Below are 12,551 nucleotides of genomic sequence, written 5' to 3'. Positions count from 1 at the left end.
GCTAGCGGGCGCGACCGACGCCCACGCGCGTACCGGCGTCGTGACCCACGCTCGCGATGGGCCTGCTACTCCTCTTCGGCGATCGTGACGTTGCGGTCGAGGAAGATCGCGATGTCCTCGGCGAGCTGTTGGCCGTCGGCATTCGCGCGCAGGAGCGTCTCGTCTCCCAGCGCGCCGATGGCCGTGGCCTGCTCGGGGGTGAGCGTCTGGAACGGCTGCTGCACCAGCGCGATGCCGTCCTGCTCCGGCAGCGCCTCGAGCACCGTGCGGGCGCGGTCCTGGGCCTCGCGTGCCGTGGCGTCGACCGTGACGGCGAGCTGGATGAACTCGGCGTACTCGGAGCGCAGGTACCGGTTGTCGCGCGCGGGGTCGAGTGCATGTGGCATGTCCGCGAGCATCTCGGTCTCGATGGGGTCGAGCTCGCGGTGCGGGTCCTCGACCAAGGTGTCGGACGAGGACGGCGGCAGCGTGGTGAGCAGGAGCTCGACGTCACGAGCGAAGGCCTGCAGGATCTCGTCGGTGGTGACGTCGGGAGCGACGTCGGGGCTCTCGTTGGCGGAAGTCATCCCTCCACACTATGGGCGTTGCTGGGAGATGCGAATCGGCCGATGCGCGGTGCGGCGGTCTCGCCACCGGAGGTGGCTGCGGGGATCAGTCGAGCGCGTCGGCGATCGCTTGGACGACGTCGTCTCCCGTGCCGCCGAAGACCGAGATGAGGCCATTGGTGATGGCCGACTGCACGACAGGGGAGGCGAGCACGGTGCCGTCGACCACGATCGCGATCCGATTGCCGGGTTGGGGCTGGCCGACCGCTTCTTCGGTGAGGTCGGCGAGCGCCTGAGTCCCCGCCTCGGAGAACGTCAGCGTCACGGCGTCGCCTGTCTCGTCGTCGCGGGTGACCTCGACGCTCTCGACGTCCGTGCCGTCGAGAGCGGTCGCGCCGAGCAGGAAGATCTCGCTGCCATCCGCGGAGCACGCGGCCGCGAAGCCTTCACCGGTCGGGGCCTCCGCCGCGCAGTCGCCGGCCGCGAACCAGTCGGCGGCCTCGTGACCCTCGACTTCTGGGGGCAGTGCGTCGCCGGCCGACTCCACGAGCACGGCTGCCTCAACGGGGCGGAACGTCACGGCCGCAGCGTCCTCGCCGGGGCCGTCGTCACCTGGCCCGCACGCCGACAATGCTGCGACGCCCGCCAGGACGCCGGCCACGGTCACGAGTCTGGTGAGAGAGGAGCGCATGACCTTGAGACTCTCACAACGGCCGTGGCCGAGCCAGCGGGCAGGGTCAGGCGAGCGGGGTGTCGCGGGGTCCGGTCACGTCGGTATTCGCCTGCAGGGCGCCGGACCCTTCCCCGTGGGCACGCGAGCGGCGGACGACCAGCACGATGGTCACGACGATCGCGGTGGGGATCGCCAGCACGGCGAGCGTCCAGATGACGTCGTATACGGCGGGTACCAGCGGGTTGGCCATGGCCTCAGGCTAGCGCCGCGCCTACGCTGAGTCCATGGACTGGAGGCCGGACGTCGCGTTCGCGGAGTTTCGCGACGACTCGGGCGCCGTCATCCCGTACGGCGAGCGCTGGGACATGAGCCCGCCGGCCGACAGTTACTCGCGCACCGACCATCTGGAGCGCTTCGAGGTCGCGTGGACGCTCGCTCGCGCCCTGGTCGATCACCTGGTCGCCGAGTACGACGTCGAGGTAATCGCCGACGTGGACCCCGCGCAGGACCGTGCCTTCCCGGAACGCGCGCCCCGGCCCCGAGAGCCGATCGCCGGAGCACCGCCCGCCGTGCGCCGCCTCGTCCCTCGCGGGCCGGGAGCGCCGTTGACGGTGATCGAGACCGGCTCCCCGGGGGTCGTGATGCTGGCCGGCGCGACGCTCGAGACCAGCGCCCCCATGTGCAGCTGCGACGCCTGCGACGAGAGGGTCGAGGAGATGGCCGACTGGCTCGAGTCCCTGGCCATCGCGGTCGCCACGGGCATGGCGTGGGAGCGCGTGGAGCGTCGCGGACTGGCGTACGGGATGACGGGACGCGACGGCACTGATCGCAGTTGGGTCAGGCATAGCAGGCACGAGCGCCGTGCCGCCCGAGCCGCCATCAAGGCCGCGCCGGCGTTCGCCCCGTGGCCCACCCGCGCATCGGCCGACTGACTGGGCCGTCCCAGCTCTCGCCCCTTGGCCACCCGCGCATCGGCCATCTGACCAGGGCTAGCCGAGCGAGCGACTCCGCTGCGCTACCCGAGAGACCGACTCCGCTGCTCGACGCCAGCGGCGCCGTACGGCCAGTTGGCCGGCTGGGGGTCGCTGGCCTCGTCGAGCAGCGCGAGGTCCTCGGCGGACAGCTCCACGTCGCTCGCGTCGAGGTTGGACGCGAGCTGCTCGCTGGTGCGGCAGCCGAGGATGATCGAGCTCACGGCCGGTCGCGAGTCGAGCCACGCGAGCGAGACTTGGGCCTCCGTGCGGCCGATGCGTGTGGCGACTTCCGAGACCGCGTCCAGCACGCGCCACGTGCGTTCGTCCTGGGACCGCTTGCCGTAGGCCTCGACACCGCGCTCGGGGTCCTCGCCGAGCCGGGTCGCGCCGCTGGGCGCCGCGTCCTTGGTGTACTTGCCTGCGAGCCAGCCGCCGCCGAGCGGAGACCAGGGCAGGATCCCCAGGCCGTTCGCCTCTGACGCGGGAACGATCTCCCACTCGACCTCGCGCGCCAGCAGGTTGTACTGCGGCTGCATCGACACGAGCGGGAAGCGCCCGCGTGCGAGCGTCGCCGCCTGCGCGATCTGCCAGCCGAGGAAGTTCGACAGCCCCACGTAGGAGACCTTGCCGGAGCGCACGGCGTCCTCGAGGAAGCCCAGCGTCTCCTCGAGCGGCGTCAGCGGATCCCAGGAGTGCACCTGGTAGAGGTCGAGGTGGTCGACTCCCATGCGCGCCAGCGTGGCGTCGAGAGCGCGCCGCAGGTGGCGTCGCGAGAGGCCCGCCTCGAACGCGGGCACGCCCACCGGGAACCGGCCCTTGCCGGCGAGGAACATCGCGTCCGTGGTGGCATTGTCCCGGTTGGCCAGCCAGCGCCCCACGATCTGCTCGGAGACGCCGCCGCTGTAGACGTCGGCCGTCTCGATCACGGTGCCGCCGCGCTCGGCATAAAGATCCAGCTGCGCGTGGCTGTCCTCCTCGGACGTCTCCGCGCCGAACGTCATCGTGCCGAGCGAGTAGTGGGAGATGGCGGCGCCGGAGGCGCCGAGCTGACGGTACTTCACGTGAGGTTCTCCTCGTGGTGGGGTGCGGTGGGCGACGCGGCGGCCGCGGGGGGACGGAAGGTGTCTGCGAGACGGTCCATGAGGCCGTCCCAGCGGGGGTCGACGCGCTGGTGCTCCGGGTGCGCGTCGTGCCATGCGACCATCTCGCGAGCGCCGTCGCGGAACGGCACGGTGGCGCGGAAGCCCGGCACGATCGATCGGATCTTGGAGTTGTCGAACACCATGGAGTGCGACTTGTCGCCCAGCAGCGCGGCGCCCCACTCCGCGTCGACGGCGGCGATGTACGTCGACGGCACGTGCACCAGGCGGGGCGTGACGCCCGCGGCGGCGGCGATCGCCTCGTAGATCTCGTTCCAGGTGGGCGCCTGGTCCGAGGTGATGTGGAACGCCTCGCCCACGGTGTCGACCCGGCCCAGTAGGCCGACGAAGCCGCGCGCGAAGTCCGAGTGGTGGGTGATGGTCCACAGCGACGTGCCGTCGCCGGGCACCACGACCTCCTTGCCGGCCCTCATGCGATCCACGACGGTCCACCCGCCGTCGAACGGCAGCATCGTCTCGTCGTAGGTGTGCGACGGGCGCACGATCGTCACCGGGAAGCCGTGGTCGCGGTACGCCCGGAGCAGGGTCTCCTCGCACGCGATCTTGTCGCGGGAGTACTGCCAGTGCGGATTGCGCAGGGGAGTGGACTCCGTGACTGGGAGCCGCGTGACCGGCGTCTGGTACGCCGACGCGGAGCTGATGAATACGTACTGGCCCACGTGCCCGGCCATCGCCTCGATGTCCGCCTCGACGTGCTCGGGCACGAATCCCACGAACTGGACTACCGCGTCGAACTCGCCTGCGCGGACGATGCCGGCGACTGCCTCCCGATCGCGCGCATCGGCCGTGTGCAGGGTGACCTCGGGGTGGAGGGGGCGGAGCGTCGATGCGCCGCGGTTGAGGCAGTGGACCTCGTGGCCCTGGGCGACGGCCTCGCGGACGCAGCTCGCGCTGATGATGCCGGTGCCGCCGATGAACAGGATGCGCTGAGGGGTCATTTGAGTCCTCCTGCGGTCAGGCCGCTGATGATGCGGCGTTGGAAGATGAGGACGAGGATGATGAGCGGGATCGTGACGATCACGCCTGCCGCCATCTGCGTCCCATACGGCTTGTCGTACTGCGATACCCCCGTGAACTGGGCGATCGCCACCGTCACGGGCTGGGCGTCCGGGGTCTGAGACATGGAATTCGCGATCATGAACTCGTTCCACGCGGAGATGAACACCAGGATCGCCGTGGTGAACACCCCGGGCACCGCCAGCGGCAGGATGATCTTGCGGAAGGCCTGACCGCGACTGCACCCATCGACGCGTGCCGCGGCCTCGAGCTCCCACGGCATCGCACGGAAGAAGCTGGTGAGGATCCACACCCCGAGCGGCAGCGAGAAGCTGATGTCAGGGATGATCATCGCCTGGTACGTGTCGATCCACCCCAGTCTGGCAAAGAGCTGGAACAGGGGAGTGAGGATCGCCGCGCCGGGGAACATCGACGTCGCGAGGAACAGCGCGAGGACCGTGGTCTTGAACCGGAACTGTAGGCGGGCGATCGCGTAGGCCGCGAGCACGCCGAACAGCAGCGCGATGATCGTCACCGACCCCGCGATGACGAAGCTGTTGCGCAGGGCGTAGACGAACGTGTTCTCCGCGCCGAACACCGCCTCGTAGTTGAGCAGCGTGGGCTCGGCCGGGACCAGCGAGTTGTCGAAGATCTCGTCGGGGGACTTGAGGCTCGAGACGACCATCCAGTAGAACGGCGCGAGGCAGAACACGATGATCGCGGCGAGAGCGGCGTTCTGGCCGAGCATGGACAGGTGCGAGCCGCGGTGCACGGACTTCTTGCCGCGACGGCCTGCGCCCTTGACGGCGGTGTCGGGGGTGCGGGTGGTCATTCCGAGTCCTTCTTTCGGGGAGTCCGCACGCCGGCCTGCTCCACCGCGTTGACGTTGAGCATGCGCACGAACAGGAAGGCGGTGATGAAGATGAGCAGGAAGGTCAGCGTCGCCAGCGCGCCGCCGTAGCCGGGTTTCAGCTGGCTGAGGCTCGATTGGACGACGAGCACGGACAGCGTGGTGGTGCCGTTCGCGCCGCCCGTCATGATCGCCGGCAGGTCGTACATGCGGAGCGCATCGAGCAGGCGGAACAGGATCGCGACCAGCAGCGCGGGGCGCACCAGCGGGAGGGTGATGCGCACGAACTGCTGCCACGCGGTGGCGCCGTCGAGGCGAGCGGCCTCGTAGACGTCCTCCGGGATGATCTGGAGCCCGGCGAGCACCAGCAGCGCCACGAACGGCGCGGTCTTCCACACGTCCGCGACGATGATCGCGACCGTGGACGGCCCCTCGGCGCCGGTCCAGATGAGGTCCCACCCGGTCACCGCGTTGACGATGCCATTGGGGTCGAAGGCCCACTTCCACAGCACGGCGGCCACGGCCGTGGGGATCGCCCACGGCACGAGCACGCTCGCCCGCAGTAGCCCGCGTCCCCGGAAGGCCCGGTTGGCGACGAGCGCCATGCCCACGCCGATCAGTACCTCGAGGACGACGGACACTGCGGTGAAGAAGTAGGTGAAGCGGGCCGCGTCCCAGAACTCCGCGGAGCCGTTGCCCCACAGGGCATTGGCGTAGTTGTCCCCTCCGACGAACGGCGTGGCGCCGATGCCGTCGCCGTACAGCGATCTCACGAAGGACCACACCACGGGGAACGCGATGACGATCGTGAGGACGATGAGGGAGGGAACGACGAGCCAGAAGGCGAGCCGGCCGTCCTTTTCGCGGATGTCGCGAACGGGACCGGAGCTCGTCGTCGTGGGCTGGCGCTTGGTCAACGACGTGATGAGTGACATGACTCGCCTTCTGGCTGTCGACTACTCGGCGATGGCGAGCTCGAGATCAGCCGCCATGTTCGTGATGGCCTCGTCGACGCTCACGTCACCCTGGAGGGCGGCGTACGCGTTCTGCTGGATCGCGAGGCTCACTGCGTTGTAGTTGGGGGTGCGGGGTCGCGGCACGGCGTTCATGAGCGACTCCTGGAGGTTGGGCAGGTACGGCGAGACCTCGACCATCTCGGGGTCCGTGTACAGGTCCGTGCGGACGGAGGCCTGGTTCATCACGCTCACCAGCACGCGCTGCGCCTCGTCCGACTGCATCCACTCGACCCAGTCCTTGGCCGTCTGCTTGTTCTCCGAGAATGCGGAGACGCCCAGGTTGATGCCGCCCAGCGACGAGCTTCCGGGGCCATCGATGCCAGGAAGCACCGTCATGTCGAACTTGCCGGCAATCTCCGAGCCCTCTTCGCTGGCTGCGGTGTAGACGTAGGGCCAGTTGCGCAGGAACAGCGTGCTGCCGTCGAGGAACGCGTTCGCGCTCTCCTGCTCCTGGAACGTGATCGCGGCCGGGTCGATCTGGCCTTCGTCGAACATGTCCACGAGGTTCTGGAGGCCCTCGCGAGCCTCCGGCGAGTCCACGGCGACGGAGGTGCCGTCCTCGCTCAGGAACGAGCCGCCAGCGGAGGTGATCGCTTCAGCGGCGTTGACCGTGAGGCCCTCGTACTGTGCGAACTGTCCCGCGTAGCACTGCATGTCGTTCTCCTCCGCGATCGCGCAGTCCTCCCTGAGCTCGGCCCAGGTGGTCGGAGGCGTGTCGATCAGGTCGGAGCGGTAGAACAGCAGCGCGGCGTTCGTCATGAACGGCGCGGCCCAGACCTGACCGTCGTACGTCGCGGACTCGATCGCCGCCGGCAGGATGTCGTCGCCGGCCACGGCCTCGGCATCGAGCGGCTCGAGCCACCCGCGTGCCGCGAACTCCGAGGTCCACACCACGTCGCCCCAGACCACGTCGTAGTTGCCGCTCTGGGCCTGGAAGTCCTGGACGAACGAGGTGCGCTGGTCGTCGGGAGATGCCGAGAGCTCGAGGAAGGTGACCTCCTGCTCGGGGTGCATCTCGTTCCACATCTCGATGAGCTGGGGCATGGCGCCGGTCAGGTCCTTGCCCGACGCGAAGGTGATCGGACCGACGCCTTCGGCGTCCTCCGCTGCGGGGGAGCCATCCGACGGGTCGGCGTCTCCTGAGGCGTCTGAGCTGCACGAGGCCAGCGCGAGGACGGCGGCAGTGCCTGCCGCGACCATCGCGATTCGCTGAGTTCTGCGCACGTTTTCTCTCCTTTGAGTGAACTGCTGTCAGTGCTGACTGGCGGGGGCCAGCCACCGCATCGGTGGTGCGGCGCGATCAGGATGCACAGGCCGATGCGGCCCTGTCAAGTAACCGGTTACTTTCCGTAATCCAATCGTGACCCGCGTCAGCACAAGGCTGGATCCGGGCGACAGCGGAGCTATGGCGGTGCTCACTGGTAAACGGTTACTCGGGGCCGGATGCCCCGTGCTATCTTGTGGGAACGAATTCGTGGAAGGGGTTCCGTGGGCGTCACAGTGAAGGATGTCGCCCGGGTCGCAGGCGTCTCGACCGCGACCGTCTCGCGGGCGCTCCGAGGATTCGAGTCAGTCGATCCTGCCGTGCGAGCGCACGTCCTCGACGTCGCGCAGCGGCTCGACTACGTGGGCTCGCCTGCGGCGGCGGCCCTCACCACCGGCAAGGCCGGAAGCGTGGGCCTCATTACGCCGTTCGTGGACCGGCTGGGGTTCCAGCGCATGCTCGCCGGCATCGAGAGCGAGATGCGCGGTTCTGACTTGGACCTGCTGCTGCACTGCACCGGCGATCCGAGCGAGCCGCACCCCGTGCCTCCCCACAAGCGACTGGCGCGACGCGTCGACGGCTTCATCGTCCTGTCGATCTCCGCGGACAGCCGCGACCTCGAGCAGATCCTGCGACTGGGGATGCCCGTGTCGATGTTCGGCTCGCGTGGCGCGGACACGTCGAGCGTGCGGGTGGACGACCGCGCCGGGGCCTCACGCGCCATCGATCACCTGGTCGACCTCGGGCATCGCCGCCTGGGCATCATCTACGGGCGCGAGGCGGTGGACGCGGGAGTGCTCGAGCACGAGATGCACGTGGGAGTCCGTGACGCTGCGGAACGCGCGCGCATCTCCCTGGACCAGAACCTCATCGTCGCAGGTGACTACACGACCAGCGGCGGCGCCATCGCGATGGAGCAGCTGCTGGCGGGAGAGGACCCGCCCACGGCCGTCTTCGCGTTCTCGGATGAGATGGCGTACGGCGCCATGCGCACCATGCGCGAGCACGGCCTGGTGCCCGGCCGCGACATCGACCTCATCGGCTACGACGGTCACCCGATGTCGGACGTGCTCGACCTGTCGACCATCGAGCTGCCATTCGAGGAGATCGGATCCACGCTCGCGCGGAATCTGCTCGACGAGCTCCAGACGCCCACGGGCACCCACCGCGTGGTGACGCTTCCCACGCGGCTCGCGGTGCGCGGCTCGACGACGGGCGCGTCCGCCCCCTGACGCAGGCGTCTCGCCCAGTCCATTGCGGCGCACGAACCCGCGCAGAAACGCACACACCGCCCCCGATGAAGGGCGTGTAGCGGGGGATTCGTCACAGTTGCATATCGGCGGGTGCACCGGGCAGGCGGAATAGCCTCAGAGGTGGAAGAGTTGGCCTTGATGGCACGAATCCACACCGACTCTTGAGGAAACCGTGACAGTCACACACCCATCTGTCATGACCTTGGAGCCGGTGACAGAAGGCCGCCATCCGGTCCGCGTCACCGCTCCCACGGTCACGACTCCCCGCCCCGGGGTCGCCAGCCCGACCCGGGACCCGCGCACCGCGGCCGAGCACCGACTGCTGGTCGAGCGCCGTACGCGCATTGGGCTTCGCTTGGGATATGTGGCACTCCGGACTCTCGCGGTGGCAGGCCTCGTGCTCATCGCCTACTTGACTGTGACGCAGGGGTGGATCGGCGCCGCGACGGACGCCTTCCTCGGGTGGTACACCACCACGGTGGCCCCGTACCTCGCGATCGACCCCCTGGCGCCTCAGCTGCCGGTGGGCGACGGATCGCTGTTCGGCACCGTCACCACACCGTCGTTCGTCATCTCTGACTGACCGGTCTGGTGGCGGCCCCGTGAATCACCGCCGCTGACGCACGCCGCGACGTGCGAGCGCGCGCGTCGCGTCGGGAGCCACCGCCACGACGAGTGCCAGCGCGGCGGCGGACATCACGGCCGATGCGAGCGGCAGCCACTGCGCGCCCCACCACGCCAGCATGGCGGCGCCCAGCACGGACCCGACGGCGTTGCCCGCATTGAACGTGCTCGCCTGAGCGCCCACGCCGATGTCGCTCGACCACGGCGTGTGGCGCAGTGCCCAGTTGAGCATCGCGGCCACGAGCAGCGACCAGGCGAGCCCCTGCAGCAGCACCATCAGGATCGCGACGGGCTTGTGCTGCCCGAGCGAGGCGAGCCCCAGCCACATGATCACGAGGCCCGCCTCGCCCAGCGCGACGGCCCTGACGGGCCAGCGATCCAGGAACCGGCCGGTGAGCCACATGGAGACCACGCCCGTCGCGCCACCGAGCGCGAGCAGCACCGGCACGGTGGACTCTGCGAAGCCCGAGACCTCGACGAAGAACGGCGTGATGTAGGTCCAGGTGGTGGCCATCGAGGACGTGGTGAGCAGTACCACCAGCAGCACCCTGATGAATCGCCGCAACGACGGCACGTCCCCGCGAGCGGCAGAGCCCTGCTCCGTGCGGAAGCTCGGCATCAGCACTGCGATGGTGACCGCGAGCACCAGGCCGCCGATGCCGATGATCCAGAACGGCACCCGCCAGTCCGTCTGCTGCGCGAGCCACGTCGACATCGGCAGGCCGATCACGCCCGCGCCCGATGCCCCGAGCATCAGCCGCGTCACGGAGCGCCCGCGCATCTGGGGCGCGAACATGCCCGCCGCGGCCGGGGTCACCACCGCCCAGAACAGCGCGTGACCCATGGCGGTGATGACGCGCCCGCCCAGCACCTGAGTGAAGGAATCCGCGGTCGCCATGACGAGCGCGCCTGCGGACCAGAACGTCATGGTCGCGACGATGAGCGGCCGCCGCGGCAGGCGAGTGGTGAGGAGCGCGAGCGGCACGGTCGTCACCATCGCAACCACGGCGAACACTGTCGTCACCAGGCCGATCTCCGACTCGGTGCGGCCTAGGTCCGCCGCCATCAGCCGGATGAGCCCCATCGGCGCGATCTCGTTGGTGACGATCATGAACGCCGAGGCCGCGAGGGCGATCAGTGCCGCCATCGACCTGCGCGACGACGCGGGAGGGGTCCATGGCCGGGCGGAGGGGGCGGCGCCCGGCGCCGCGCTCTCCGGCGTGGGGTCGGCCGGCACGAGGGCCGATGCGCTCGTCCCTGGCGTCGGCACGGCATAGCCGTGCGGGTGCTCGGGTGAGCGGTCGGGGGTCGCGTCGTCGCGCATCGGCCGTTCTCCATCGTCGGGGGGTGAAGGTTGTTGCCCTCAACATATTGTGCCGCGTCCGGGGGCCGGCCGTGACCACGGCACCGTTCCTCTCTCCTGCCCGCGCATCGGCTAGCGTGGCAAGCGACAGGCGGCCGGTGCATCGGCCGCCCGCAATCCCAAGGAGTCCGCATGTTCCCAGGTGTCACCGAAGAGTCCTGTGCGATGGCGTGGTCCATCCTCGAGCCGGCGATCGAGAAGTCGCGGGAGATGGGCCTCATCAACGGACTGCGCGGCACCATCATGGTCCTCGACCCCGCGAACCCTGACCCGGCCGCGCCGCTGTTCGTCGGACACGTGGGCGAGCCGAACCCCGAGTACCTGCGCAACGTCGAGGGCAAGGTCGCGGTCACCATCCGCACCGGGCTCGACAGCTCACGCGTACGTCAGGACTTCCCGCACCTGTACCGCGAGGGCGACATCAAGTACCCCGGCGCGATCATCCGCGAAGGGCTGATCGTCGCCTTCAGCGGGGTGCAGGGCGACTTCGACGAGATGATCTGCGAGTGGATGGTCGCCGCGCTTCGGGCCATCGCACGCGATCGCTTCTCGCGCGCTGGCGGCGCCGACGACGCGGACGGCGCGTACCTGTGACCTCCGCCCCGGAGACGCCGGAGACGCCGGAGACGCCGGCGACGAGGGCGCTCGCCGCATCGGGCATCGAGTTCGAGGTCACCGCGCACGGTCCGGTCCGCTCTCTCGAGGAGGCCGCCGAGGCCCGGGGGCTCGAGCCGCGCCAGATCCTCAAGACGCTCGTGGTGCGCCGCGGCGAGGACGACTTCCTGTTCGTGCTCGTGCCGGGCGACCGCCAGATCTCTTGGCCCAAGCTGCGCGAGCACCTGGGCGTCTCACGGCTGTCGATGCCGGACAAGGACACCGCGCGCGACGTCACCGGCTACGAGCGCGGCACCATCACGCCGTTCGGGTCGTCGCCGTCGCCCGCAGGCACGCCCTGGCCGGTGATCGCCGACGCGCTGATCGTGTCGCGAGAGGGGCCGGTGTCGATCGGCGGCGGAGCCCACGGGGTCGCGGCGTCGGTGCACCCGGCTCAGCTGGTCGAGGTGCTGGAGGCGACGGTCGCCGACGTCACCGAGCCTGCGTAGCCCTGCGACAGTCAGCGACCTCCAGGAGACGCGTGAGCGCCGGATTCGTCACCCACTGCCCTCTGGCGCGCTAAGGCGGGGATTGCGGGGCGGGGTGGGCTAAGCGTCGAGGCGCAAGAGCCACTCGTTCAGCCGCTCCTCGAACGTGTCGGCGGCATCGGCGTCGTAGTCGCGCGTCGAGGGATCCACGAACATGTGGCGCTGGTGCGGGTAACGGTAGACCTCGGCGGTGGGGACCTCTCGCTCCAACGCGCCCACCTCGTCCGCGGTGCACCAGTCGTCGGGGTCCGCGACGTGAATCTGCAGCGCCACTCGCGGACGCCAGGTGGAGCCGTGCATCTCGGCGCTGCTCGCCCCGCCGACGAGCACGCATCCGCGCATGCGCCGGCGCACCTGCGCCAGGTGCTGCGCTGGCCCGGCGCCCATGGAGAATCCCATCACCACGTCCGCGTGAGGGTGGTGCCGCGCCTCTCGCTGCGCCGCCTCCAGCAGGGCGTCGTGCCCGATGCGGTCGGCGTACGCGATGCCGTCATCGATGCTGGCGAAGGTCCTGCCCCCGAACACATCGGGAGTGTGCACCGTGTGGCCGCTCGCGCGCAGACGGTCCGCCAGCGAGCACAGGCCCTCGGTGAGGCCGTGCACGTGGTGGAGCATCAGAATCTCGGCCATACCCCCAGTCTGCCTCTGCCGGGCCATCCGCGCTGACCGGGGCCCGGCGCACGTCGGAGCG

General features: G+C 69.7%; 15 protein-coding genes. 5 read left to right on the top strand and 10 right to left on the bottom strand.

Annotation, left to right across the window (positions count from 1 at the left end; translation table 11 throughout):
• Positions 1 to 65 precede the first annotated feature (65 nt).
• From QQX02_RS01915 to QQX02_RS01905, 3 genes are all read right to left on the bottom strand, one after another.
• Positions 66 to 566: a hypothetical protein gene (locus QQX02_RS01915; protein ID WP_301140867.1), complete on the bottom strand. Its 501-nt coding sequence runs from the start codon at positions 564 to 566 to the stop codon at positions 66 to 68.
• Positions 567 to 651: 85 nt separating this feature from the next.
• Positions 652 to 1,236, bottom strand: a complete 585-nt coding sequence (locus QQX02_RS01910) for a SecDF P1 head subdomain-containing protein (protein WP_301140865.1) — start codon at positions 1,234 to 1,236, stop codon at positions 652 to 654.
• Positions 1,237 to 1,282: 46 nt separating this feature from the next.
• Positions 1,283 to 1,468, bottom strand: a complete 186-nt coding sequence (locus QQX02_RS01905; RefSeq protein WP_301140864.1) for a hypothetical protein — start codon at positions 1,466 to 1,468, stop codon at positions 1,283 to 1,285.
• A gap of 34 nt (positions 1,469 to 1,502) precedes the next feature.
• Here QQX02_RS01905 and QQX02_RS01900 point away from each other — a divergent pair, with 34 nt between their 5' ends.
• Complete coding sequence (locus QQX02_RS01900) at positions 1,503 to 2,150, top strand: DUF6226 family protein (RefSeq protein WP_301140863.1); 648 nt, start codon at positions 1,503 to 1,505, stop codon at positions 2,148 to 2,150.
• 83 nt (positions 2,151 to 2,233) lie between these two features.
• Here QQX02_RS01900 and QQX02_RS01895 read toward each other — a convergent pair whose 3' ends face one another.
• Genes QQX02_RS01895 through QQX02_RS01875 form a run of 5 tightly spaced genes read right to left on the bottom strand, consistent with a single transcriptional unit; the run spans position 2,234 to position 7,438 of the window.
• The gene (locus QQX02_RS01895) at positions 2,234 to 3,253 is read right to left on the bottom strand and encodes an aldo/keto reductase (RefSeq protein ID WP_301140862.1); all 1,020 of its coding nucleotides are present in this window, start codon (positions 3,251 to 3,253) and stop codon (positions 2,234 to 2,236) included.
• Positions 3,250 to 4,290 (bottom strand): NAD-dependent epimerase/dehydratase family protein, encoded by a 1,041-nt coding sequence (locus QQX02_RS01890; protein ID WP_301140860.1) that lies wholly within the window; start codon positions 4,288 to 4,290, stop codon positions 3,250 to 3,252. The genes QQX02_RS01895 and QQX02_RS01890 overlap by 4 nt, the downstream gene beginning before the upstream one ends.
• Positions 4,287 to 5,180 (bottom strand): carbohydrate ABC transporter permease, encoded by an 894-nt coding sequence (locus QQX02_RS01885; RefSeq protein ID WP_301140859.1) that lies wholly within the window; start codon positions 5,178 to 5,180, stop codon positions 4,287 to 4,289. Before QQX02_RS01885 ends, QQX02_RS01890 begins: the two co-directional genes overlap by 4 nt.
• Complete coding sequence (locus QQX02_RS01880; protein WP_301140858.1) at positions 5,177 to 6,133, bottom strand: carbohydrate ABC transporter permease; 957 nt, start codon at positions 6,131 to 6,133, stop codon at positions 5,177 to 5,179. The genes QQX02_RS01885 and QQX02_RS01880 overlap by 4 nt, the downstream gene beginning before the upstream one ends.
• A gap of 21 nt (positions 6,134 to 6,154) precedes the next feature.
• Positions 6,155 to 7,438 (bottom strand): ABC transporter substrate-binding protein, encoded by a 1,284-nt coding sequence (locus tag QQX02_RS01875; RefSeq protein WP_301140857.1) that lies wholly within the window; start codon positions 7,436 to 7,438, stop codon positions 6,155 to 6,157.
• Positions 7,439 to 7,702: 264 nt separating this feature from the next.
• On the opposite strand from QQX02_RS01875, the gene QQX02_RS01870 reads away from it, so the two are divergent.
• Positions 7,703 to 8,710, top strand: coding sequence for a LacI family DNA-binding transcriptional regulator (locus QQX02_RS01870; RefSeq protein ID WP_301140856.1), 1,008 nt, complete (start codon positions 7,703 to 7,705; stop codon positions 8,708 to 8,710).
• 217 nt (positions 8,711 to 8,927) lie between these two features.
• Positions 8,928 to 9,314, top strand: coding sequence for a hypothetical protein (locus QQX02_RS01865; RefSeq protein WP_301140854.1), 387 nt, complete (start codon positions 8,928 to 8,930; stop codon positions 9,312 to 9,314).
• A 24-nt stretch (positions 9,315 to 9,338) separates the two neighbouring features.
• On the opposite strand, the gene QQX02_RS01860 is transcribed toward QQX02_RS01865, so the two are convergent.
• Positions 9,339 to 10,679: an MFS transporter gene (locus tag QQX02_RS01860; protein ID WP_301140853.1), complete on the bottom strand. Its 1,341-nt coding sequence runs from the start codon at positions 10,677 to 10,679 to the stop codon at positions 9,339 to 9,341.
• Between the two features lie 171 nt (positions 10,680 to 10,850).
• On the opposite strand from QQX02_RS01860, the gene QQX02_RS01855 reads away from it, so the two are divergent.
• Both QQX02_RS01855 and QQX02_RS01850 read left to right on the top strand, forming a co-directional pair.
• Positions 10,851 to 11,312, top strand: a complete 462-nt coding sequence (locus tag QQX02_RS01855; RefSeq protein ID WP_301140852.1) for a hypothetical protein — start codon at positions 10,851 to 10,853, stop codon at positions 11,310 to 11,312.
• Positions 11,309 to 11,821 carry an aminoacyl-tRNA deacylase gene (locus tag QQX02_RS01850; RefSeq protein WP_301140850.1) on the top strand — a complete coding sequence of 171 codons (513 nt, stop codon included), beginning with the start codon at positions 11,309 to 11,311 and terminating at the stop codon, positions 11,819 to 11,821. The genes QQX02_RS01855 and QQX02_RS01850 overlap by 4 nt, the downstream gene beginning before the upstream one ends.
• Positions 11,822 to 11,920: 99 nt before the next feature.
• On the opposite strand, the gene QQX02_RS01845 is transcribed toward QQX02_RS01850, so the two are convergent.
• Positions 11,921 to 12,490 carry a dienelactone hydrolase family protein gene (locus tag QQX02_RS01845; RefSeq protein ID WP_301140849.1) on the bottom strand — a complete coding sequence of 190 codons (570 nt, stop codon included), beginning with the start codon at positions 12,488 to 12,490 and terminating at the stop codon, positions 11,921 to 11,923.
• Positions 12,491 to 12,551 lie beyond the last annotated feature (61 nt).

The organism is Demequina muriae (assembly GCF_030418295.1).
In the GTDB taxonomy this organism is placed as follows: Bacteria; Actinomycetota; Actinomycetes; order Actinomycetales; family Demequinaceae; genus Demequina; species Demequina muriae.
Note: the sequence above shows the minus strand (reverse complement) of the source record. Positions and strands in the feature narration are given on the sequence as shown.